Annotated in this window: 20 protein-coding genes; 14 read left to right on the top strand and 6 right to left on the bottom strand. The window is 70.1% G+C overall.

Annotation, left to right across the window (positions count from 1 at the left end):
- Positions 1–78 precede the first annotated feature (78 nt).
- Genes ACQ5DX_RS15840 through ACQ5DX_RS15825 form a run of 4 tightly spaced genes read left to right on the top strand, consistent with a single transcriptional unit; the run spans position 79 to position 4,027 of the window.
- On the top strand, positions 79–1,119 hold the full coding sequence (locus ACQ5DX_RS15840) for a DUF3152 domain-containing protein (protein ID WP_430333497.1): 1,041 nt from the start codon (positions 79–81) through the stop codon (positions 1,117–1,119).
- 13 nt (positions 1,120–1,132) lie between these two features.
- A complete protein-coding gene (locus ACQ5DX_RS15835) occupies positions 1,133–1,894 on the top strand; it encodes an HAD family hydrolase (protein ID WP_430333496.1) in 762 nt (253 codons plus the stop codon).
- A gap of 41 nt (positions 1,895–1,935) precedes the next feature.
- Positions 1,936–3,114: an adenylyltransferase/sulfurtransferase MoeZ gene (moeZ, locus tag ACQ5DX_RS15830; RefSeq protein WP_430333495.1), complete on the top strand. Its 1,179-nt coding sequence runs from the start codon at positions 1,936–1,938 to the stop codon at positions 3,112–3,114.
- A 58-nt stretch (positions 3,115–3,172) separates the two neighbouring features.
- Complete coding sequence (locus tag ACQ5DX_RS15825; protein WP_430333494.1) at positions 3,173–4,027, top strand: TIGR02569 family protein; 855 nt, start codon at positions 3,173–3,175, stop codon at positions 4,025–4,027.
- On the opposite strand, the gene ACQ5DX_RS15820 is transcribed toward ACQ5DX_RS15825, so the two are convergent.
- Positions 4,024–4,710, bottom strand: a complete 687-nt coding sequence (locus tag ACQ5DX_RS15820) for a FadR/GntR family transcriptional regulator (RefSeq protein WP_430333493.1) — start codon at positions 4,708–4,710, stop codon at positions 4,024–4,026. The genes ACQ5DX_RS15825 and ACQ5DX_RS15820 overlap by 4 nt on opposite strands.
- Before the next feature lie 142 nt (positions 4,711–4,852).
- Here ACQ5DX_RS15820 and ACQ5DX_RS15815 point away from each other — a divergent pair, with 142 nt between their 5' ends.
- From ACQ5DX_RS15815 to ACQ5DX_RS15790, 6 genes are all read left to right on the top strand, one after another.
- Positions 4,853–6,100 (top strand): CynX/NimT family MFS transporter, encoded by a 1,248-nt coding sequence (locus ACQ5DX_RS15815; protein WP_430333492.1) that lies wholly within the window; start codon positions 4,853–4,855, stop codon positions 6,098–6,100.
- 195 nt (positions 6,101–6,295) lie between these two features.
- On the top strand, positions 6,296–7,693 hold the full coding sequence (locus ACQ5DX_RS15810) for a nitrate/nitrite transporter (RefSeq protein WP_430335697.1): 1,398 nt from the start codon (positions 6,296–6,298) through the stop codon (positions 7,691–7,693).
- Positions 7,694–7,721: 28 nt separating this feature from the next.
- The gene (gene nirB, locus ACQ5DX_RS15805) at positions 7,722–10,247 is read left to right on the top strand and encodes a nitrite reductase large subunit NirB (protein WP_430333491.1); all 2,526 of its coding nucleotides are present in this window, start codon (positions 7,722–7,724) and stop codon (positions 10,245–10,247) included.
- A gap of 75 nt (positions 10,248–10,322) precedes the next feature.
- On the top strand, positions 10,323–10,745 hold the full coding sequence (gene nirD, locus ACQ5DX_RS15800; RefSeq protein ID WP_430333490.1) for a nitrite reductase small subunit NirD: 423 nt from the start codon (positions 10,323–10,325) through the stop codon (positions 10,743–10,745).
- A complete protein-coding gene (locus ACQ5DX_RS15795; RefSeq protein WP_430333489.1) occupies positions 10,742–11,914 on the top strand; it encodes a uroporphyrinogen-III synthase in 1,173 nt (390 codons plus the stop codon). Before nirD ends, ACQ5DX_RS15795 begins: the two co-directional genes overlap by 4 nt.
- Positions 11,911–12,639, top strand: a complete 729-nt coding sequence (locus ACQ5DX_RS15790) for a sirohydrochlorin chelatase (protein WP_430333488.1) — start codon at positions 11,911–11,913, stop codon at positions 12,637–12,639. The genes ACQ5DX_RS15795 and ACQ5DX_RS15790 overlap by 4 nt, the downstream gene beginning before the upstream one ends.
- Here ACQ5DX_RS15790 and ACQ5DX_RS15785 read toward each other — a convergent pair.
- The gene (locus ACQ5DX_RS15785) at positions 12,593–13,399 is read right to left on the bottom strand and encodes an acyl-CoA thioesterase domain-containing protein (RefSeq protein ID WP_430333487.1); all 807 of its coding nucleotides are present in this window, start codon (positions 13,397–13,399) and stop codon (positions 12,593–12,595) included. The genes ACQ5DX_RS15790 and ACQ5DX_RS15785 overlap by 47 nt on opposite strands.
- Before the next feature lie 258 nt (positions 13,400–13,657).
- On the opposite strand from ACQ5DX_RS15785, the gene ACQ5DX_RS15780 reads away from it, so the two are divergent.
- Together ACQ5DX_RS15780 and ACQ5DX_RS15775 are read left to right on the top strand one after the other, a co-directional pair.
- On the top strand, positions 13,658–14,626 hold the full coding sequence (locus tag ACQ5DX_RS15780; RefSeq protein WP_430333486.1) for a R2-like ligand-binding oxidase: 969 nt from the start codon (positions 13,658–13,660) through the stop codon (positions 14,624–14,626).
- Positions 14,627–14,681: 55 nt separating this feature from the next.
- Positions 14,682–15,713: a hypothetical protein gene (locus tag ACQ5DX_RS15775; protein WP_430333485.1), complete on the top strand. Its 1,032-nt coding sequence runs from the start codon at positions 14,682–14,684 to the stop codon at positions 15,711–15,713.
- A 40-nt stretch (positions 15,714–15,753) separates the two neighbouring features.
- Here ACQ5DX_RS15775 and ACQ5DX_RS15770 read toward each other — a convergent pair whose 3' ends face one another.
- Positions 15,754–17,187 carry an FAD-binding protein gene (locus ACQ5DX_RS15770; protein ID WP_430333484.1) on the bottom strand — a complete coding sequence of 478 codons (1,434 nt, stop codon included), beginning with the start codon at positions 17,185–17,187 and terminating at the stop codon, positions 15,754–15,756.
- Between the two features lie 269 nt (positions 17,188–17,456).
- Here ACQ5DX_RS15770 and ACQ5DX_RS15765 point away from each other — a divergent pair, with 269 nt between their 5' ends.
- Both ACQ5DX_RS15765 and ACQ5DX_RS15760 read left to right on the top strand, forming a co-directional pair.
- The gene (locus tag ACQ5DX_RS15765) at positions 17,457–18,491 is read left to right on the top strand and encodes an alpha/beta hydrolase (protein ID WP_430333483.1); all 1,035 of its coding nucleotides are present in this window, start codon (positions 17,457–17,459) and stop codon (positions 18,489–18,491) included.
- 129 nt (positions 18,492–18,620) lie between these two features.
- The gene (locus tag ACQ5DX_RS15760; RefSeq protein ID WP_430333482.1) at positions 18,621–18,974 is read left to right on the top strand and encodes a PLD nuclease N-terminal domain-containing protein; all 354 of its coding nucleotides are present in this window, start codon (positions 18,621–18,623) and stop codon (positions 18,972–18,974) included.
- 37 nt (positions 18,975–19,011) lie between these two features.
- On the opposite strand, the gene ACQ5DX_RS15755 is transcribed toward ACQ5DX_RS15760, so the two are convergent.
- The 3 genes from ACQ5DX_RS15755 to ACQ5DX_RS15745 are packed head-to-tail and all read right to left on the bottom strand — an operon-like array spanning position 19,012 to position 21,908.
- On the bottom strand, positions 19,012–20,781 hold the full coding sequence (locus ACQ5DX_RS15755) for an NTP transferase domain-containing protein (RefSeq protein WP_430333481.1): 1,770 nt from the start codon (positions 20,779–20,781) through the stop codon (positions 19,012–19,014).
- Between the two features lie 45 nt (positions 20,782–20,826).
- A complete protein-coding gene (locus ACQ5DX_RS15750) occupies positions 20,827–21,123 on the bottom strand; it encodes an MGMT family protein (protein WP_430333480.1) in 297 nt (98 codons plus the stop codon).
- Between the two features lie 8 nt (positions 21,124–21,131).
- Entirely contained in the window at positions 21,132–21,908 is a 777-nt protein-coding gene (locus tag ACQ5DX_RS15745; protein WP_430333479.1) for an alpha/beta fold hydrolase, read from the bottom strand.
- Between the last annotated feature and the right edge of the window lie 34 nt (positions 21,909–21,942).

The following is a 21,942-nucleotide window of genomic DNA, read 5'->3' as shown; positions in this document are numbered from 1 at the left end:
GAAGGCGGGCGCGGACTATGAGAGTCTGGCGGGGTGAGTGACCGAGGAGGACCGCGCCTGGGGGGCACAGTTCCCGAGATGTCCGACGACGACCTGCAAGAGGCCCGGAGCAGTGGTTTCGATCCGGGTCGGGTACCCGACCCGCACGAGCCGCTGCGGGCGCTGTGGGATCCCACCCGCAGGAACAGTGGTCGTTCCCGCGCGCCGCGTCCCGATCGGGGGGTGAAGAAGCAGAGCCGCGTCGGCAAGTTCGTCTCGATGTACGGCTGGCGTGCGTACGCGATCCCGGTGCTGTTGATCGTGACGGTGCTGGTGCTGGTGGATGCGATCCGCGGCATCAGCGACGCCGAATCGAGCGGTCCGAAGGACCCGGGCTTCGGTGAACTCAGTCACTCCGACGGCACGGACATCGTCGGCGTGCCGCCACTCGCGGACGGGAACTTCGCAGACAGCGTCCCGACGGGCGTGCTCCCCGATGGTGGGCCGTTCACCGAGAAGGGTGCGGGGACGTGGCATGTCGTCCCCGGCGTGACCGGGCAGGTCGGTCAGGGCACCGACGGTGTGCTCACCTACACCGTCGAGGTGGAGGACGGGGTCGACACTGCCGGGTTCGGCGGCGACGAGTCCTTCGGCCGGATGGTGGACCAGACGCTCGCCAACCCCAAGGGATGGACGAAGGACCCCCGATTCGCGTTCCGGCGCATCGACCAGAGCGATCCCGTCGTCGCGAACGGCAGCGGCCCCAACTTCCGGATCTCGCTGACGTCGCAGATGACCATCCGCGAGGCGTGCGGTTACGACATCCAGCTCGAGGTGTCCTGCTACAACCCCGGCATCGACCGGGTCGTCCTCAACGAGCCGCGATGGGTGCGCGGTGCGATCGCATTCCAGGGCGACATCGGTTCGTACCGGCAGTACCAGATCAATCACGAGGTCGGCCACGCGATCGGCTACCGCGAGCACCAGCCGTGCGAGACGGACGGGGGACTGGCCCCGGTGATGATGCAGCAGACGTTCGGCACCGCGAACAACGACATCGCCAAGCTCGACCCGGAGGGCGTCGTCCCGATGGACGGCAAGGTGTGCCGGTTCAATCCGTGGCCGTACCCGCGCGGCTGAGAAGGAACAGACCGTGACCGCCGCGAGCGCCGCCGTCGCCCACATCGGTGACGTCGCGTGTTCCGGCTTCCTGTTCGACATGGACGGCGTCGTCACCGACACCGCCCGCGTGCACGCCCGGGCCTGGGCCCGACTGTTCGACGGGTTCCTCGCCGAACGCGGGAAGGGCGAGGCGCCGTTCACGTCCGACGACTATCTGACCTACGTCGACGGCCGGCCCCGCGTCGACGGGGTGGCGTCGTTCCTGGCGTCGCGTTCGATCGACATTCCGCACGGCGACCCGTCGGATCCGCCGACCGCCCACACCGTGTGCGGGCTCGCCGCCCGCAAGGACGGGCTGTTCCTCCACGAAGTCGACGAGCACGGTGTCGAGGTGTTCCCGGGCACCGTGGCGCTCATCCGTCGCCTCCGTGCCGGGCACGTCTCGGTCGCCCTGGTGACCGCGAGCCGCAACGCGCTGCGGGTGCTCGACGCGGCGGGGCTCACCGACCTGTTCGACGCCCGGGTGGACGGCATCGACGTCGACCGGTTGTCGCTCGCCGGCAAGCCCGAGCCGGACACGTACCTGGAGGGCGCCCGGCGGCTGGGCCTGCCGGCGCCCCGATGTGTCGTCCTCGAGGACGCGCTGGCGGGCGTCGAGGCCGGCCGGCGGGGCGCGTTCGGGGTGGTCGTGGGCGTGAACCGGACCCATCACGCGGACGCGCTGCGGGCCGCGGGGGCCGACGTCGTGGTGCCCGACCTGAGCGATCTCGAGGTGCGATTCGGGACGGCATAGGCTTGACGCGAGCGTTGACCGGTCGATGTCAGGAGCGTGTGTTGTCCGCGAAGAGTCCGCTTCCACCCTTGGTGGAGCCGACGGCCGAACTGAGCCGTGACGAGGTGGCGCGCTACAGCCGTCACCTGATCATTCCCGACGTCGGGACGGTCGGGCAGCGACGCCTGAAGAGCGCCCGCGTGCTCGTGATCGGCGCCGGCGGCCTGGGGTCGCCGACGTTGATGTACTTGGCGGCGGCCGGGGTCGGCACGATCGGCATCGTCGACTTCGACGTGGTCGACGAGTCGAACCTGCAGCGTCAGGTGATCCACGGAACGGCCGACATCGGACGGTCCAAGGCGCAGAGCGCACGGGAGTCGATCCGGGAGATCAACCCGAACGTCGACGTGCGACTGCACGAGTTCCGGCTGGACGCGTCCAACGCCGTCGCGCTGTTCGAGCAGTACGACCTGATCCTCGACGGCGCCGACAACTTCGCCACCCGGTACCTGGTGAACGACGCCGCGGTGCTGGCGCACCGGCCGTACGTGTGGGGGTCGATCTACCGGTTCCAGGGCCAGGTGTCGCTGTTCTGGGAGGACGCCCCCGACGGTCGTGGCATCACACTGCGCGATCTGTATCCCGAGGCGCCGCCGCCGGGGACGGTGCCGTCGTGCGCGGAGGGCGGCGTCCTCGGCGTGCTGTGCGCGTCCGTCGGCTCGATCATGGCGACCGAGGCGATCAAGCTGATCACCGGCATCGGAGAATCGCTGCTGGGCCGGCTGATGATCTACGACGCGCTGGCCATGAACTACCGGACCGTGGCGCTCAGCCGCGATCCCGACCGGGTGCCCGTCACCGAGTTGGTCGACTACGAGGCCTTCTGCGGTGTCGAGCCGGTGGCCGACACCGGACAGGACGCCACGATCACACCGCGCGAGCTGCGCGAGCTGATCGACGCGGGCGCCGACATCGCGATCATCGACGTCCGGGAGCCGGTGGAGTGGGACATCGTGCACCTGCCCGGCGCGACACTCGTCCCCAAGGACCGGATCCTGTCGGGGGAGGCCCTCGCGGAACTGCCCCAGGACAAGCGCCTCGTGCTGCACTGCAAGACCGGCATCCGCTCGGCGGAGGCGCTGGCGGCGGTCCGCAAGGCCGGATTCGCCGACGCGGTGCACCTGCAGGGCGGCGTCATCGCCTGGGCACACCAGGTCGATCCGTCACTTCCCGTCTACTGAGCGTGCCCTACGGAGCGCCTCACCGATCCGAGCGCCCGACGGCGGTAGCCTGACGGCCGTGAGCTCTGCACAACCGCCCCAGCACGTCTGTTCGACCTTCGGTCTCCGCGAGATCGAACCGGTTGCGCTGGGGGCGGACTGGGAGGGCGGCTGGCGCCTCGGCGACGTCGTGCTGACCCCGGTTGCCGATCACGCCCGCGCCGCCTGGTCCGCGAAGGTGCGCGAGACGCTCGCCGTGGACGCGGTCCGCCTGGCTCGTCCGGTGCGGGCCACCGACGGTCGCTACGTCGTGTCGGGCTGGCGCGCGGACACCTTCCTCGAGGGCACCCCCGAGCCGCGGCACGACGAGGTGGTGTCGTTGTCGCTGCGCCTGCACGCGGCGACCGCGCAGCTCGAGCGGCCCCGCTTCCTGGCGCAACCGCCGGTCGAGCCGTGGGCCGATGTCGACGTCTTCGTCGCCGCCGACCGCGCGGCGTGGGAGACGGTCCCGCTGCGGACGGCACGAGCGGCCGGGGCGCTCGAGGACCTGCCCGAGGACGGCGCGCGCAGTGTCGAACTCGTCGGTCAGCTGGCGACGCTGCGCAAGCCGGTGCGGTCACCCGATCAGTTGGTCCACGGCGACCTGTTCGGCACGGTCCTGTTCTCGGGGAGCACCGCGCCCGGCGTCACCGACATCACGCCCTACTGGCGGCCCGCGGCGTGGGCGGCCGGTGTGATCGTCGTCGACGCTCTGTCGTGGGGCGGCGCCGACGAGGGTCTGATCGGACGCTGGGAGGACCTGCCGGAGTGGCCGCAGATGCTCCTGCGGGCTCTGCTGTTCCGGCTCGCGGTACATGCGCTGCACCCGCGCTCCACCCCCGAGGCGCTGCCCGGACTCGTCCGGACCGCCGAGTTGGTGCGGTTGATCCTCTAGCCCGCGTCCCGTTCCCGGTCCGCATAGCCGGCGAGTAGCTCGTTGAAGAAGCACCGTGCGGCGCCGAGCGCGCGGTCGCTGTCGCCGTCGATGATGGCCTGCACGAGGGCGCGGTGCTCGTCGTGGAATCCGGCGCCCGTCGCGGACGCGTGTTTGAAGACGGTCGCCTCGATGACCGGGAGCAGCGAGTCGTAGAACTCCAGGTACACCTGGTTGTGGCTGGCGGCGACGATGCCGCGGTGCAGGGCGATGTCGGCCGCGATGGCCTCGCGCAGTTCCGCGGTTTCCCACGCCGCCATCCTGGCGTCGAGCAGGGCGGTCAGCTCGCGGATGTCGTCGGCGTCGCGGCGCTGCGCGGCCAGTCCGGCGGCGGTGACGTCGAGCGACTGTCGCAACTCGACGACGTCGCGTTCGTGCGCCCCGGCGAAGTACTTGCCCAGGGTGCCGCTCACCTCGGAGTCCGCGAGCACGAACGTCCCGGATCCCTGTCGGCGTTGGAGCAGTCCCGAATGGACCAGCGCCTGCACCGCTTCGCGAACGGTGTTGCGTCCGGTGCCGGTGAGTTCGGCGAGTTCGGGCTCGGTGGGGATGCGTGATCCGACCGGCCACCGCCCGGACCGGATCTCGTCGCGAAGCTGATCGGTGACCTGGGCGATCAGGGTGCTGCGGCGAACGGGTTGCACGGCGCTCCTGGTGGGTAGATGGGTTGTGCGAACTTTAATGCTTTGCCTCTGTCATCCGGTCATCCTATGATTTGTCGGTCGAGCGCGCAGCCGTAGGCGGCGCCTCACCCGACATTCGACTTCCGACGGAACGAGGTAGTACATGACCGCGACCGCGTCCACGGCCACGATCCCGAGTGGGCCGCAGCCCCTGATCGCCGGTCGGGTACTCGTATTCGCGGCCATCGTGATGTCGGCGCTGACGCTGCGCCTCGCCGTCACGTCGTTCACCCCGCTCGCGTCGCAGATCAGCGACGACCTCGGCTTCTCGTCCACGGTCGTCGGCGTGTTCGGCATGGTGCCCACCGCGATGTTCGCGGTGTTCGGTCTCCTCACGCCCGTCATCGCGCGGCGTCTCGGGCTCGAGTGGACCGCGCTGCTCGCAATGCTGATGGCGGGCGTCGGCATGCTCACCCGCGCGATGGTCGGCGACACGTGGGCGCTGCTGGCGCTGTCGGCGCTCGCGCTCGGCGGCATGGGCATCGGCAACGTGGTCATCCCGCCGCTGGTGAAGCGCTACTTCGGTGACCGGTTGGCGCTGATGAGTTCGATCTACATCACGGCCGTGCAGATCGGCACGATCCTCCCGGCGACCGTGGCCGTGCCGCTCGCGGACGCGTTCGACTGGCGGATCTCGTTGGGTGTGTGGTCGTTGCTCGGCTTCGCCGCCGCCGCGCCGTGGCTGATGCTGCTCGCCCGCGGCAGCAAGTCGGGCAAAGATGCGGTCGCGCAGACGGGTGTCGAGTCGCACGCGCCCGGGCGGCCGTGGCGGTCGCCGGTGGGCTGGGGCATGGCCGGCATGTTCGGCATGACGTCGCTCATCACGTACTCGATGTTCACGTGGATCCCGAAGATCCTCACCGAGGCCGGGGCGAGCGAGTCGTTCGGCGGCAGCATGGTCGCGCTGTTCTCGTTCATGGGGTTGATCGCCGCCTTCGGCGCACCGAGCGTGTGCGCGCGGATGCGCAACCCGTTCCCGATCGTCGTCGGCTGCGCTGTCTGCTACACGATCGGCTTCATCGGTCTGCTCGTCGCGCCCATGTCGGTGCCGATCCTGTGGGTCGTCACGGTCGGTCTGGGGCCCAGCACCTTCCCGATGTCGCTGACGCTGATCAACCTGCGCACCCGCACGCACGTGGGTTCGGCGGCACTGTCCGGGTTCACCCAGGGCGTCGGCTACACCGTCGCGTGCCTCGGCCCGCTGCTGTTCGGTGTGCTGCACGAGACGACCGGCGGCTGGGGCGCCCCGTTCGCCCTGCTCGGCGTCGCGGTCGTCGTCGTCCTCATCTCCGCCTGGGCGGCGTGCAAGCCGCGGATGCTCGAGGACAGCTGGGGCGCCAAGACCTCCTGACCTGGGGTTCTTCCTTCCTCACCGCGCGGAGATTCGTGGGTGAGCGAGTGTTGACGGGCGGGTCATCGGGGGCAGCACCGACGCAACACCGGCCTCCTACCTTGGGGTTTCCCACACAGGTAGGAGGCCCAGGTGACCACTCTCTCCGATCGGCCCGCACAGGGCCCCGCGACCCGCGCCGTTTCGGCGCCGGTGGTGCAAGGGCACTACATCGAGCATTGGGATGCCGAAGACGTCGAGGCCTGGGAGGCCGGCGGCAAGGCGATCGCTCGCCGGAATCTCGTGTGGTCGGTGATCGCCGAGCACGTCGGCTTCTCGGTCTGGTCGATCTGGTCGGTGATGGTGCTGTTCATGCCGACCGACGTGTTCGGCATCGACACGGCCGGCAAGTTCTTCCTCGTAGCGGTGCCGACCCTCGTCGGATCGGTCCTCCGCATCCCGTACACGGTCGCGACCGCGCGGTTCGGTGGCCGTAACTGGACCGTCTTCAGCGCGCTCGTGCTGCTGGTCCCGACACTGCTGACGCTGTGGTTCGTGATGCATCCCGGCACGTCGTACACGACGTTCCTGCTGGTGGCGGCGACCGCGGGTGTCGGCGGTGGCAACTTCGCGTCGTCGATGGCCAACATCAACGCCTTCTATCCGCAGCGGCTCAAGGGCTGGGCGCTCGGACTGAACGCGGGCGGCGGCAACATCGGCGTCCCGGTCATCCAGTTGGTCGGTCTGCTCGTGATCGCGACCGTCGGCAACACCGCCCCGTATCTGGTGTGTGCGGTCTACCTCGTGCTCATCGCGGTCGCCGCGGTCGGTGCCGCGTTGTTCATGGACAACCTCGGCAATCAGAAGGCCGACCTGCGGTCGATGGGGGAGGCGCTGCGGGTGCCGGAGTCGTGGATCGTCAGCTTCCTCTATATCGGCACGTTCGGTTCGTTCATCGGTTTCAGCTTCGCGTTCGGGCAGGTCCTGCAGATCAACTTCCTGGCCGGCGGCGACACCCCGGCGCAGGCCGCGCTGCACGCCGCGCAGATCGCGTTCCTCGGGCCGCTGCTCGGGTCGATCGCGCGTCCGCTCGGCGGCAGGCTCGCCGACCGGCTCGGTGGTGGACGGATCACCCTGTGGACGTTCGCGGCCATGGTGCTCGCCGCGGCGATCCTCGGCAGCGCCGGCAGCGCCGACGACGCCACCCCCGGAGCGGCCACCGGAATCACGCTGACCGCGCTGGTGATCGGCTTCGTGGCGCTGTTCGTGCTCTCGGGCATCGGCAACGGGTCGGTCTACAAGATGATCCCGTCGATCTTCGAGCGCCGGTCCAGCTCCCTCGACGGCCTGGACGCGGCAGGACGAGCGGCATGGTCGCGCAACATGGCCGGCGCGCTCATCGGGTTCGCCGGTGCGATCGGCGGCCTGGGCGGCGTGGGGATCAACCTGGTGCTGCGGGCGTCGTACAGCAGCCCCGCCAAGTCGGCGACCATGGCGTTCTGGGTGTTCCTCGGCTTCTACGTGGTGTGCGCGATCGCCACGTGGTTCGTGTTCGTGCGCCGCACCTCCACCGCGAATAGTTCTTTGGCACAGCCTGTTTCGGTGACTCCATGACGACGGCAACACGGAAGGAAGGCGCGGCATGAGCAAGCGGACCGCGATCGTGATCGGACACGGCATGGTGGGACACCGCTTCGTCGAGGCGCTGCGGACCCGCGACGACGCCGATACCTGGTCGGTGACGGTGCTGTGTGAGGAGGAGGTACCCGCGTACGACCGGGTCGCGCTGTCGTCGTACGTCGGCACGTGGGACGTGAAAGAACTCGCCCTGGCGGGCAACGACTTCGACGGCGACACCGCTGTCGACCTACGCGTCGGGGTTCGGGCCGAGTCGATCGACCGCGCCGCGCGCAAAGTCACCACCTCGGCGGGCGACGTCCTCGACTACGACGCGCTCGTCCTCGCGACCGGCTCGTACCCGTTCGTCCCGTCGGTGCCCGGACACGAGCACGACCTGTGTTTCGTCTACCGCACCCCGTCGGACCTGGACGGCATCCGGGCCCGTGTCGAGGCGGTCGCTCCCGGTGCGGCCGGTGTCGTGGTCGGCGGCGGGCTGTTGGGGCTCGAGGCGGCCAACGCGTTGCGCCGGCTGGGGTTGGTGCCGCACGTGGTGGAGCACAACACCCGTCTCATGCCGTTGCAGGTCGACGAGGGCGGCGGTGCGGTGCTGTCGCGGCTGGTGACCGACCTGGGGCTCACGGTCCACACCGGCACCGGGATCGCGTCCATCGGCGACGGACCCGCCGGCGTACGGGTCGAACTGGCGGACGGCTCGGTGATCGACGCGGCGCTGCTGGTGTTCTCGGCCGGTGTCCGGCCGCAGGATCGGCTGGCCCGCGATGCCGGCCTGGACATCGCCGAGCGCGGCGGCATCGTCACCGACAGCGGTTGCGTCACGTCCGACCCCGCGGTCTTCGCGATCGGGGAGTGCGCCGCCGTCGAGGGCCGCTGCTACGGCTTGGTCGCGCCGGGCTACTCGACGGCCGAGGTGGTCGCGGACCGGCTCCTCGGCGGGGACGCGGTCTTCCCCGGCGCCGACCTGTCCACCAAGCTCAAACTGCTCGGCGTGGACGTCGCGAGCTTCGGCGACGTGCACGCCACCACGCCGGGCGCCCTCGAGGTGGTGCTGAGCGACGGCGCCAAGGGCACCTACGCCAAGCTGGTCGTCTCGGACGATGCCAAGACCCTGTTGGGCGGGATCCTCGTCGGCGACGCGACGGCGTACGGGTCGCTGCGTCCGCTCGTGGGCCGCGAACTTCCGGGCGATCCCGCCGCGCTCATCTCGCCGGCCGGTGAGAAGCCCGGTGCGGGATCGCTCCCCAACGACGCGCAGGTGTGCTCGTGCAACGCGGTCACCAAGGGGGAGATCTGCGCAGCGATCGCGGACGGCGCCTGCGACATCGCGGCGGTCAAGGCGTGCACCAGCGCGGGCACCACGTGCGGCGGCTGCCTACCGACCGTGAAGTCGCTGCTGGCGTCGTCCGGGGTGGAGCTGTCGAAGGCGCTGTGCGAGCACTTCACCCAGTCGCGGGCCGAGCTGTTCGAGATCGTCCGCGCCACCGGCACCCGGACGTTCTCGGGCCTGATCGCGCAGTACGGCAGCGGTTCCGGCTGCGACATCTGCAAGCCGGTCGTCGCGTCGATTCTCGCGTCGACGTCGTCCGACCACGTCCTCGACGGCGAGCAGGCGTCGCTGCAGGACACCAACGACCACTTCCTGGCGAACATCCAGCGTAACGGCACGTACTCGGTGGTGCCGCGGATGCCGGGCGGCGAGTGCACGCCCGAGCAGCTCATCACGATCGGTGAGATCGCCCGCGACTTCGGGCTGTACCTCAAGGTGACCGGCGGTCAGCGGATCGACCTGTTCGGCGCGCGGGTCGAACAGCTGCCCGAGATCTGGCGGCGCCTGGTCGACGTCGGGATGGAGTCCGGCCAGGCCTACGGCAAGTCGCTGCGCACCGTCAAGAGCTGCGTCGGATCCACGTGGTGCCGCTACGGCGTCCAGGACTCGGTCGGCATGGCGGTGCGGCTCGAGAACCGCTACCGGGGCCTGCGGTCGCCGCACAAGATCAAGTTCGGGGTGTCGGGGTGTGCGCGCGAGTGCGCGGAGGCCCGCGGCAAGGACGTCGGCGTCATCGCCACCGAGAGCGGCTGGAACCTGTACGTCGGCGGCAACGGCGGACAGTCGCCCAAGCATGCGCAACTGCTCGCCGGTGGTCTCGACGACGACACTCTCGTCCGGTACATCGACCGCTACCTCATGTTCTACGTGCGCACGGCCGACCGTCTGCAGCGCACCGCGCCGTGGATCGAATCGCTCGAGGGCGGTCTGGACCACCTGAAGTCCGTGGTGTGCGACGACAGCCTCGGCATCGCCGAGGACCTCGAGGCGGCGATGACGCGGCACGTCGCCGGCTACCGCGACGAGTGGGCGGGCGTACTCGAAGACCCCGAGAAGCTGTCGCGGTTCGTGTCGTTCGTCAACGCCCCCGACGTACCCGACCCGACGGTCGCCTTCGACGACTCCGGACCGCGCAAGGTGCCCGTTCTGATGGGCATTCCGGACGTTCCGGGCCGCCGTTCGGAAAGCTCCTCGAGCCGGTAATCGCTGGGTAACGCCGACGAAACAACCCGACTTTTGAATGAATCCCGAGTGAGCACACTGTGCAGGAGGTCTGCGATGACGGTGATGGAGAGCTGGGTGCACGGCGAGGCCGGCACACATGAGACGCCATTGGTGGCGGAGGGGCGGGACTGGACGTCCGCGTGTACGCGGAGCCATCTGATCCCGGGCCGTGGGGTGGCGGTGCTGCTCCGTGGCGGTACGCAGGCGGCGCTGTTCGAGTTGGCCGACGGCAGCCTGCGCGCGGTCGGGAACATCGACCCGTTCGGCCGGGCCGCGGTGATGTCGCGGGGGCTGATCGGGGACCGTCACGGTGAGCCCACCATTGCATCGCCGCTGCTCAAGCAGGTGTTCTCGCTGGTCGACGGCCGCTGCCTCGACGACGAGTCGGTGCGGCTGCCGGTGTACCCGGTGCGCGTCGTCGCGGGGCGCGGCGACGACGTCGTGCAGGTGTGTGCCGTCGGGGTCGGGTCGCCGTGACGTCCACGGTGCCGTCGGGGGGCGGTGAGCTGCGCGGGTTCACGATCGGGATCACGGCGTCGCGGCGGGCGGAGGAGTTCGCGACCCTGCTGACCCGGCGCGGCGCGGAGGTCGTGCACGCGCCGGCGATCCGGATCGTCCCGCTCGCCGACGACGTCGAACTGGCGCGCGTCACCGACGAGGTGATCGCACGCCCGCCCGATGTCACCGTCGCGACGACGGGGATCGGGTTCCGCGGTTGGATGGGCGCCGCGGAGGGCTGGGGCCGCGCCGAGCAACTGCTGGGCGCGCTCGCCGCGGGCCGCATCCTAGCGCGTGGTCCCAAGGCGAAGGGGGCGGTCCGCGCCGCCGATCTGCGGGAGGAGTGGTCGCCCGACTCGGAGTCGTCGGCCGAGGTGCTGGAGCACCTGATGGCGGAGGGGGTGTCGGGACGCCGGATCGCAGTGCAGCTGCACGGGGAGACGACGGAGTGGGAACCGACCCCGGACTTCTGCGCCGCGCTGCGATCCGCGGGCGCCGACGTGATCGCGGTGCCCGTCTACCGCTGGACGCCGCCCGACGACTGCGGCGCACTCGACCGGATGATCGAGGCCGTCAGCAGCGGCGAACTCGACGCGATCAGCTTCACGAGCGCGCCGGCGGTGGCGTCACTCCTGGGACGGGCCCAGGAAACCGGCAAGCTCGACCCGATGCTGCGGGCTCTGCGTGATCGGGTGCTGGTGGCCTGCGTCGGATCGGTCACGGCGGCGCCGCTGGCGGCTCTCGGGGTGCCCACCACGGCGCCCGCCCGCTCCCGCCTCGGGGCGCTGGCGCGGCACATCGCCGAGGAGTTGCCGCGCCGGGCCGAGCAGGTCCGCGCCGGCGGCCACGAACTGAGCGTGCGCGGGAACTGCGTGGTGGTCGACGGCGAGGTCAAGGCGCTCTCGCCGGCGGCGATGGCACTGGTCCGGCGACTGGCGGAGCGGCCCGGGATGGTCGTCTCGCGCGCCGACCTGCTGGCCGCGCTGCCCGGCCGCAGCGACGACCCGCACGCGGTGGAGACGGCCATCGCCCGGCTGCGTGTCCACCTCGGGGCGCCCGACGCCGTGCAGACCGTCGTCAAGCGGGGCTACCGGCTGGCGCTCGACCCGGCGGACTACGACCGACTGCTCGAGGCAAGCCGCTCGTGAACGGGGCCGAACTGGTGCTCGTGGCGCACGGCACCCGCAGCCGCGCCGGCGTCGAAACCGTTGCCGCCCTGGCCGATGCGGTGGCAGAGCGGGTCGGGACGGTGCGCACGGCCTTCGTCGACGTGCTCGGACCGTCGCCGGCCGAGGCCCTGCGCAACGTCCCGGGGCCTGCCGTGCTGGTGCCGGCGTTCCTGGCGTCCGGCTACCACGTCCACAGCGATGTGCCGCGCGGTGTGATCGAGAGTGGACACCGGCGGGTGACGGTCACCCGGGCGCTCGGGCCGCACCCGGATCTGGCGCGGGTCCTGGCGGAGCGACTCCGTGAATCAGGTTGGCGGCCGGGTGATTCCGTGATCGTGGCAGCCGCAGGTTCATCGGATCCGCGGGCCCGCCACGACGTCCGCCGCGCCGCCGCGATGCTGTCGGCACGCGTGCGACGCGAGGTCCCGGTCGCCTACATCGCGACCGGGACCCCGACGGTGCCGGAGACCGTGCAGCGTCTGCGTGCGGCGGGGGAGCGGCGGGTGTTCGTCGCGTCGTACCTCCTCGCGCCCGGGCTGTTCCACACCAGGCTCGGGCAGGCCGGCGCCGACGGGGTCGCCGAGCCGCTCGGCGTGCATCCGGCGATCGTCGATCTGGTTGCCGCCCGGTACCTGCTCGCGGCGCAGTCGTTGCCGGTCAGTTCGAGAAGTCGAGCTGCCGAGCCGCGTTCGACAGCGCGCTGACCACGCAGGTGCCGACCGGGCCGAGACGGTCGAACATCGTGGTGGTGCCGACGGAGATGCCGTCGGCGCTGATGTGGTTGTCGGCCTCGAGCCCGATCTCGGGTCCCTCGGGAAGCCGGGAGAGCACGAGCGTCAGATCGGCGTTGATGAAGCCGATGCCCTCGGTGCCCCAGTTCGTCATCAGGCTCGTCGTCTCGCCCACCATGGCCGCACGCACGAACGGGGACGGCTCCTCGCCGGCGATCAGGGGAACCTGATACTGCCACATACGCTTTCGGTTCGCGGTCTGATGGTCGCCGAGCGACGAGGACCATCCGACGGGCTGGCCGTCGCTGTTGATCCACGGCGGCGACGGGGCCTGCAGCGGCGGCAGGACATCCACCGGCGGGGGCTGCGGGCTCTCCGGGCGCGTCCACAGTTCGCCCGGCGGCTGCACCGAACGACGCAGGAACACCACCGTCGCGCGGGCCACGGACCGGCCGTTCTGGACCACGTCGGCATCGGCGACACGGATCCGGTTGCCCTCGCGCACGGTCCGGGTGACGACGTCGATCCGTTCGGCACGTGCCGGCGCGAACAGGTCGACGGTGAGGCGCGCCGGCACGAACCCCTCGGCGCCGTGTTCGTTCTCGATGGCGCGAGCCAGGATTCCGCACAGGGCCGGGCCGATGATCATGTCCGACGACCATCGGCTGATTCCCAGCGGCAGCGGCGTGAATCCGCCACCGTCCCGTGTGAGAAACCCGATCGAATCGCTCATCCGCCCCTACCCCTCGCTCCCGTCGCCGAACGACGACTACTTACCGGAACATACGACATCGTCCGTGACGGTCGACACACCGAGGTCAGCGGACGGGTTCCGTTTCTTGCGCATCGGTGTGCAAGAAACGGTCCGAGCCGGCGGGCACCGGGCTACCGTGAGGAGACACCGGGCACGCTCGGCCCACGACACATCCAGGTCCAGGACTCGGAGCGTGCGAGGCGGACGTCGGCGTAGGCCGGGAAGAAGGTTCTTCGGATGACCGCGACATCAGTCGACAGGCAGGGTTTCAGCTCGCTGCGTCAGGGCGGGCTCAACTGGGACGCGTTTCCCCTCAGGCTGTTCGTGAAGGGCAACGCCAAGTTCTGGAATCCCGCCGACCTCGATTTCACCCAGGACGCCGAGGACTGGGCGGCGCTGAGCAGCGAGGAGAAGCGTGGCGCCACCTACCTGTGCACCCAGTTCATCGCGGGCGAGGAGGCCGTGACCGAGGACATCCAGCCGTTCATGAAGGCGATGGCTGCCGAGGGCCGGTTCGGCGACCAGATGTACCTGACGCAGTTCTGCTTCGAGGAAGCCAAACACGTCCAGGTGTTCCGGCGGTGGATGGACGTGGTGGGCCTCGACAACGACCTGCATCCGTTCGTCGCCGAGAACCCGCACTACCGCACCCTCTTCTACGAGGAATTGCCGCGCTCGTTGCGCGTTCTCGAGACCGATCCGAGCCCGGCCAACCAGATTCGGGCGAGTGTCACCTACAACCACGTCATCGAGGGCAGTCTCGCGCTCACCGGGTACTACGCGTGGCAGCGGGTGTGCACCGAACGCGGAATCCTGCCCGGCATGCAGGAACTCGTCCGGCGCATCGGCGACGACGAGCGCCGCCACATGGCGTGGGGAACCTTCACGTGTCGCCGGCACGTCGCCGCCGACGACAGCAACTGGGACCTCGTCCAGCAGCGGATGGGGGAGTTGATGCCGCACGCTCTGAACATGATCCAGTGGGTCAACGACCAGTTCGAGGAACCGCCGTTCGGCATCGACCCCGACGACTACCTCGTCTACGCGGCCGACCGCGCGCAGCGACGACTCGGCGCGATCGAATCAGCGCGGGGGCGAGCCGTCGAGGAGATCGACCTCGACTACTCGCCGGAGGCGCTCGAGGACACGTTCGGGGAGGAGGACGCGGCGGTGATCGCGGACGTCGCCGCCGAGGCGGCCAAGTGAGGAGCGTCTCGATCTCAGAGATCGCTTAATCGCCGCGACTACCGTTCGCGGACCTATGAGTGAACACGACACCACCCGCCGTCGGCTCTCCACCCGGCAGGTCGCAGCCCTGTTCGTCTTCTTCGCGCTCGCCGTGGCCGGCGTGATCGTGTGGCTCACCGTGGGGAGGGGCGAGACGGAGCAGACAGCTACGGCGCCACCGGTATCCGAGGAATCGACTCCCACGGTGGACGACGGCGCGGCGATCGCGAAGGCCCGCAGCAGCCTCTCGCAGGCGAGCCTTCCGCTGTCGATGCTCAGCGCCGGCGTCGGCCAGTTGGTGGACGGCGGCCGACAGCTCGACGACGGCGCCAACCAGCTCTCCGACGGCCTCGGACAGGCCCGTGACGGGGCGGGGCAGTTGTCCGAAGGCTTGACCGAACTGGGCGGTGGTGTCGGGCTGCTCGGTGACGGTGCGCGCCAGGTCAGTGGCGGTGTGGACGAGGTGGTGGACCGCCTCGCCGGGCTGGGCGACATGCAGGCGCAGGCCACGGCGTCGCTCCGGCAGGTGGCCGCCGCGCTGGCGGCGTCGGCGGATCCGGTATCCCGGGGCGCCGCCGCCAAGGTCACCGACCTCGCCGGGCAGTTGGACGCTCAGGGGCTCGGGCCGGACACACTCGCCCAGCTCGGGATGTTGAAGGACGGGGCGCGCCAGCTGTCGTACGAGCTGAACGATCCGTCGGCGCAGTTCGTCAGCGGTGTCGGGCAGATCGCCGCGGGTGCCCGGCAACTCAGCGACGGGCTGGTCCTCCTCGACGACGGCGGCAAGGCGCTCGCCGACGGCACCGGGCAGCTGGTCGACGGCGCGGCCCCGATCGGCGGTGTGGTGAAGGGATTGTCGACCAACGTCGCGGACGCGTCGAAGGCGTTGCCGACCGCGAAGGCCGCGACGCCGGGTGATGCCGACCAGCCGCAGGCGGCGGTGGAGTCCGAGGCGGGCGGGGTTCCCGGGTGGCTCTACGTCGCCGCGGTGCTGGCCGTTCTGCTGGTGTCCGCGGCTGTCTGGGGTGCCTTCGTCCTGGGACGCCGATCGGCCGGGCATCGCTGATCGCACGCCGATTGCAACCCGGCGCGAAATCGGAACGGCGTCAGGTCAGTTCGAGGCGCCGGGCCATGTCGGAGAGGAAGACGCCCGTCGGATCGATCCGTCGGCGGGTCGCCTTCCACTCCTCGATCCGGGGGTACATCGAGTGGAAGGTCGCGGCCGTCGTGCGAGAGTCCTTGGCCGTGTACAGCCGACCGCCGATCGCGAGAACTCGTCGGTCGAGTTCCCGCACGAGTGCGTCGACACCCTTCCTGATGGGGAAGTCCAGACAGACATTCCAGCCCTCGGTCGGGAAGGACAGCGGCGCCCGATTGCCCTGGCCGAACATCTTGAGGACGTTGAGGAAACTGACGTGCCCGGACCGCTGCACGTACCCGATGATCTGCTTGAACTCGTCGATCCGGCCGGGCGGGACCACGAACTGGTACTGCAGAAATCCCTTGGGGCCGTACGCGCGATTCCATTGACCGAACCCGTCGAGGGGATGCAGGAACGAGGTGATGTTGTGGATCCTGCCGGTGTACGTCGCGCCGGTCCGGTAGTAGCCCTCGGTGAGGAGGGAGAAACTGAGCTTGTTCCCCAGTCCGCTCGGAAAGACGTCGGGAAGTGTAAGTAGCTGTGGCGCATCGAACTTCAGCGGATTCCGGCGTAGATCACCAGGAAGCTCGTCGACCGTCGCCAGACGGCCGCGCGTGAAGTAGCCACGTCCCAGGCGGGGTGGGGACGAGATCGAGTCGAACCAGCCGGCGCTGAAGTCCTGCCCGTCCTCCCAGCCGTCGAGGTGCAGGTCGACCGTCTCGTCCAGGGATCGCGTTCGCGCCCCGTCCACGAGGAAGTAGGCGGTCTCGGTGCGCTGAAGCCGCAGTTTCGCGCGGAGGATGATCCCCGTCAATCCGACGCCAGCCACGGTGGCCCAGAACAATTCGCCGCCCGGATCGTCGGGCCCGCCGTCGGGGGTCAGGGTCAACACCCGGCCGTCCGCGACGAGGAGGCTCATCTCGGCGACCTGATTGCCGAAACTGCCGGTGGAATGATGGCTCTTCCCGTGGATGTCGTGCGCGATGGCGCCGCCGACCGTGACCTGTCGGGTACCGGGCAGGACCGGAACCCACAGGCCGAACGGCAGGCAGGCCTTGATGAGTGTCTCGAGGCTGACACCGGCGTCGACATCGGCGACCAGCGTGCGATCGTCGATCGAGTGGATCCGGTCGAGGTCGGTCATGTCGATGGTCAATCCGCCGCTGTTCTGGGCAGATTCGTTGTAGGACCGGCCCAGCCCGCGGGCGATGACGCCCCGCCGCAGGTAGCTCGGCTTGTCCGACCTGGCTTCGGCGACCAGCGCTACCGCCTCGGCGAGGGCGGCGACATCGCGCGCCGCGAGTACCTGACCCTCCGTCGGAGTCGTGCGTGTCCACCCCATCAGCCGACGGCGTTCGATCGGCAGATCCGGCAAATCCGTAGCCGTTGTCATCCCCATGGCCCACAACGTACCTGCGTTCGTACGGCACTCGCCCGGAACGAGATTCCGAGTCGTCGCCGGCTCGATTCGTCTGCCCGCTCCTCGATGAGGCCGGGTGACGGTGTGAATCGACGGGTGAATTTCCCTCTCGTGGTTCCGATCAGGGCCACCGTCGCTCGCGTGCCGGTACGGTTCTGTACCGATGCCGTGCCGAAGGGGAAGCTCGGCGCTGAGTTGGCACCGGTGCGGACGCAGGGTGTTTCGGGTTTCAGGGGAGGGTGTTTCGCATGAGGAATTCGACGGTCGGGCGCGGACGGGTTCTCGCGGCAGCGGTAGTGGTGTCCGCCGCGTCGCTGCTCGCGGTGCCGGCGACGGCGTCGGCAGACAGTGGCGCCACTACCGTCTCGGCCGCGTCCGGGGCCTACGTGGTCAAGACGACGAAGAACTCCGACCGCAAGGTCACCATCTCGGTGTACTCGCCGTCGATGGGTCGCAACATCCCTCTCGAGGTCATCACGCCCGCGGATACCAGCGCGCCGCGCCCGACGCTGTACCTCGTCAACGGCGCCGGGGGCGGCGAGGACTCGGCGACCTGGCAGCGCAAGACCGACGTGATGAACTTCTTCAAGGACAAGAACGTCAACGTCGTCACCCCGCTCGAGGGCGCCTTCAGCTACTACACCGACTGGGAGAAGGACGACCCGAAGCTCGGCCGCCAGAAGTGGCAGACGTTCCTCACCGAGGAACTCCCGCCCGTCATCGACGAGGCGTTCGGCACCAACAAGGTCCAGTCCGTCGCGGCGATCTCCATGACCGCCACGTCGGTGCTCAACCTCGCGATCGCCAAGCCCGGCTTCTACAAGAGCGTCGGCTCCTACAGCGGCTGCGCCGAGACCAGCACCTGGGCCGGCAAGAACGCCATCCAGATCGTGACCGGTGCGCGCGGCGGTGTCGACGTCACCAACATGTGGGGTCCGCTCAACGGGCCGGGTTGGGTCGCGAACGACCCCGTCGTCAACGCCGAGAAGCTCCGCGGGACCGAGCTCTACATCACCAGCGGCTCCGGACTGCCCGGCCCCCACGAGACGCTCAACGGTCCGGGCATCAACGGGCAGGTCGGCACCCTCGCCAACCAGGTGATCGTGGGCGGCGTCATCGAGGCGGCCACCAACTACTGCACCCACAACCTCGCCAACCGACTGGCCGAGCTGAAGATCCCGGCCACGTTCGACTTCCGGCCCGGCGGCACCCACTCGTGGGGCTACTGGCAGGACGACCTGCACAACTCCTGGCCGATGATCGCCCGGTCGATGGGGATCTAGCCCGCCTCCTCGCGGAACACCTGTCGTCTCCGAGGGGTTGCGCCATGTACCTTTTGGTTGGTTTCATCGACTGCGCACGTGGTCGGGGAGACAGTGTGGTTGGGGAGGACATGGGGAGGGTCGGCATTCATGCCGTATCTGGGTTTGATCGTGATGATCCTGTGGATCGTCTGTCTGGTGGACGTGATCGTCGCCGAGGAATACGCCGTTCGGAACATCCCGAAGGTCGGCTGGGTGATCGTCGTCCTGCTGCTGCCGTTGATCGGATCGGTGCTGTGGCTCGTCGCGGGTCGACCCGAGGGCGGCTACGCCGCGCCGCGGCGCCCGGTCGCGCCGTCGACGTATCCGGAGTACGACCGGCCGGGCCGGCACATCGCCCAGGATTCGATGGACGACGACGAATTCCTCCGGCGCTGCCGCGAACGCGCGGAGGAACAGCGCCGCATCGGACGCGAACAACGTCGCGCGCAATCCGGGGAGTGACGGTTTCGCGCGATCGCGGCCCACGTGTCCTGGTGAATTACCTGGGGAGGGGCAGTAACTCGACGGTCTGACCGTCGACCGGATCGGGTGGGAGGAGCGCAAGAGCCTCCCGCCCGATCAGTCCCGCCAGGTGCGCGGTGCGCACCGCCGTGTCGGCGCGCCACGTTCCGTCGACATGTCGGACGACGGGCACGATCCGCGTCACCGACGTCCCGGCCGCCGCGGCATTCGACACCGATCCCGTCATCGGGACGGACGGTGTCCGGGCCGTGAGGCCGTCCACGACCGCGGGCAGCATGGTCAGCACGGTCGCCACCGCGGCGACGGGATTACCGGGCAGCCCGAGCACGACGCGTCCGTCCGGCAGCACCGCGGTCAACTGGGATCCGCCGGGTCGGCACCGCACCCGCCCCACCAGCGTCCGGGCCCCGGCCCGCGCCAGCGCGCCGCGAAGCTGATCGGCGGCGCCGCCGCCCGTCGCACCCACCACGACGATCACATCCGTGTCGCGGACATCGCGCAGCAGCGCGTCGAAACCGTCCGCGGTGTCGCGCAGGTGCGCGTCCGCGACCGTCCGAACAGCGCAGTGGCGCAGCACTTCCGGCAGGATCGGTCCCAGTGAGTCGCGGGTCTGGCCGTCCTGCAGCGGTCCATCGCGTCGGATCTCGTCGCCGGTCACCACGACGTGCGCGCGTACCGGCCCGCGCACCGCAGCTACGGTGACCTCCCCGCTCGCCGCGGCCGACACGACCATCGGCGTCACCGCAACCCCTGCCTCCGCAAGGTGGTGCCCGGGCTGCCAGTCCTCGCCTCGGCGCCGGGTGTCGTCCTGCACCGGGGCGTCGGGCAGCCGCCGCAACAGTGCCTCGGGATCGGTTGCCGCCTCGACGTGTTCGTCCCTGATCACCGATGTGGCTCCGGGTGGGACCTGTGCGCCCGTGGCGATCCGGACCGCCTCACCGTCGGTGAGCGCGAGGTCCGTGGACGAACCGGCGAACCGGATCTCGGTGTGCAGCCGCCACGGTCCCGGACCGGCCACCGCGTACCCGTCCATCGCGGAGACGTCGAAGCGGGGCAGTGCCTCCGCCGCGACGAGGGGGGCGGCCAGCGTGGCCCCAAGCGCCTCGGCGAGTCGCACCTCGCGAACAGGCAAGGGTGTCAAGGCCTCCCGGACCGCTGCCCGCGCGTCGCCGATGTCCATCGGCTCCGGTACCCAGGCGGCCCGGGCGCGCTCGACATCGGCCGGGGTGTCGCAGTCGGCGACCCCGGCCACCACGATCGTCACGTGATGGCCCGGGACCAGCGCCTTCATCGGTCGGTTCTCGTGTCCCGCCAGCTCTTCCAGTCGGTCGGTGAGCGCCGCCCGCCGCCACACCCCCAGCAGGAACTGCACCCGTCCCGACTCGTCCACCGCGAACGACGCGTCCGCGTCGGGCTGATCGACCAGCGCCGCCACCAGGTCCGCGACGGTGCCGCGGTCGAGCGTGGGCAGATCGGCGGCGAGCACGACGACAAGCCCCGTGGCGAGATCGTCGCGGGGACCCTCGAGGCTCGCCAGACCGGCGGCGAGCGCCGCGACCGGCCCGGACCCGACGGGGGATTCCTGCGTCTGGACGATCCGCGGGGGCAGCTCGTCCCGATACGGTCCGACGACCGCGACGCGGTCGCAACCGTCGACGGCGGTCAGCGCGGTGTCGAGCATGCGGCGTCCGCCCACCACGAGCGCGGGCTTGTCGACACCGCCCATGCGGGTCGCGCGCCCACCGGCGAGGACGATCGCGTCAGTGGGCCGGCCGAAAAAGCTCATGGGCCAATGCTGCCGCATGAGCCGCGCTCGCGCGCGAACGCCTGCTCAGAACCGGTGACGTGCCACGGCCAGATCCACCCGACCGTCGCGGATCGGCACGCCCTCGAGTTCGAGCTTCGCCAGCTGTCGGTGTGCCAGGTGCGGTGCGGGCCGGCCGGACGCGCCCAGCACCCGATGCCACGGCAGGTCGGCGGCGTCGGTGCGCATGATCCAGCCGACCGTTCGAGGGCTGGAAAGGCCTGCCGCCGAGGCGATGTCACCGTAGGTGGCCACCGTGCCGGGCGGAATCGACGCGACCAGTTCCCGGACGCGTTCGATCTGTTCCTCGGTGGTGGCCGCCACGGATCCTCCTAGAGGAGCTTGCGGACGAGTGCGGCGACGTCGTCGGGCTTGGCGTGCGCGACCATGTGGTCGCAGTCCAGGTCGGCGATCGTCAGGTCGGGGCCGAGGTGCTCGGAAAGCGCGGCGCGGAACTCCGCCGTCACGTACGGCGGCTGCACCCGCAGCGCCTGCACCAGCACCGTCGGGATGCCCTTCGGCGGGAGGACGAAGTCGCGAGCCATCTCGCCCCACGACGCCACGACCGCCGGAATCGACATGCGCCAGCCGACGCGGCCGTTCTCGAGTTCGATCAGGTGCTCGGCGAGATCCGTGTCGAGGACGTCGGCGGGCACGTCTGCCCAGGCGCCGTGCACCTTCTCCGAGCGGGCCTCCGCGGCGTCGGTGTAGTCGGGGTACGCGGCGACGAGGCCGGCGATCCGGCCCATGTTCTCCGGGTCGAGACCGAGGGCCGGATCGAGCAGGACGATCCCGCGGATCCGGTCGGGCACGGCCCTCGCGAGGTGCAGCGCGATCGCGCCGCCGTACGAGTGGGCGATCACGACGACCGGGCCGGTCGCGTGCTCGTCGAGCACCTGGACGAGGTCGTCGACGTGCGTGTCGAGACCCCACGGCGGGGTCCACGGCGAGCGACCGTGACCACGCAGGTCGGGGGCGATGATGCGGGTGTCGCTCAGCTGTTCCGCCCCGAGGGCCTCCCACCTGCGCCCGTGCCCCGTGAGCCCGTGGAGGGCGAGCACCTCGGGTGCTCCGGGAGTGCCGAACAGATAGGTATGGAGACCACGCATGGCCATCATGATGCCGGATTCGGTCGGTGTCGGA

This window comes from Rhodococcus sp. ACT016, from assembly GCF_050477185.1.
GTDB lineage: Bacteria > Actinomycetota > Actinomycetes > Mycobacteriales > Mycobacteriaceae > Prescottella.
The sequence above is the reverse complement of the archived record's forward strand: the minus strand, read 5'-3'. Positions and strand labels throughout refer to the sequence as shown.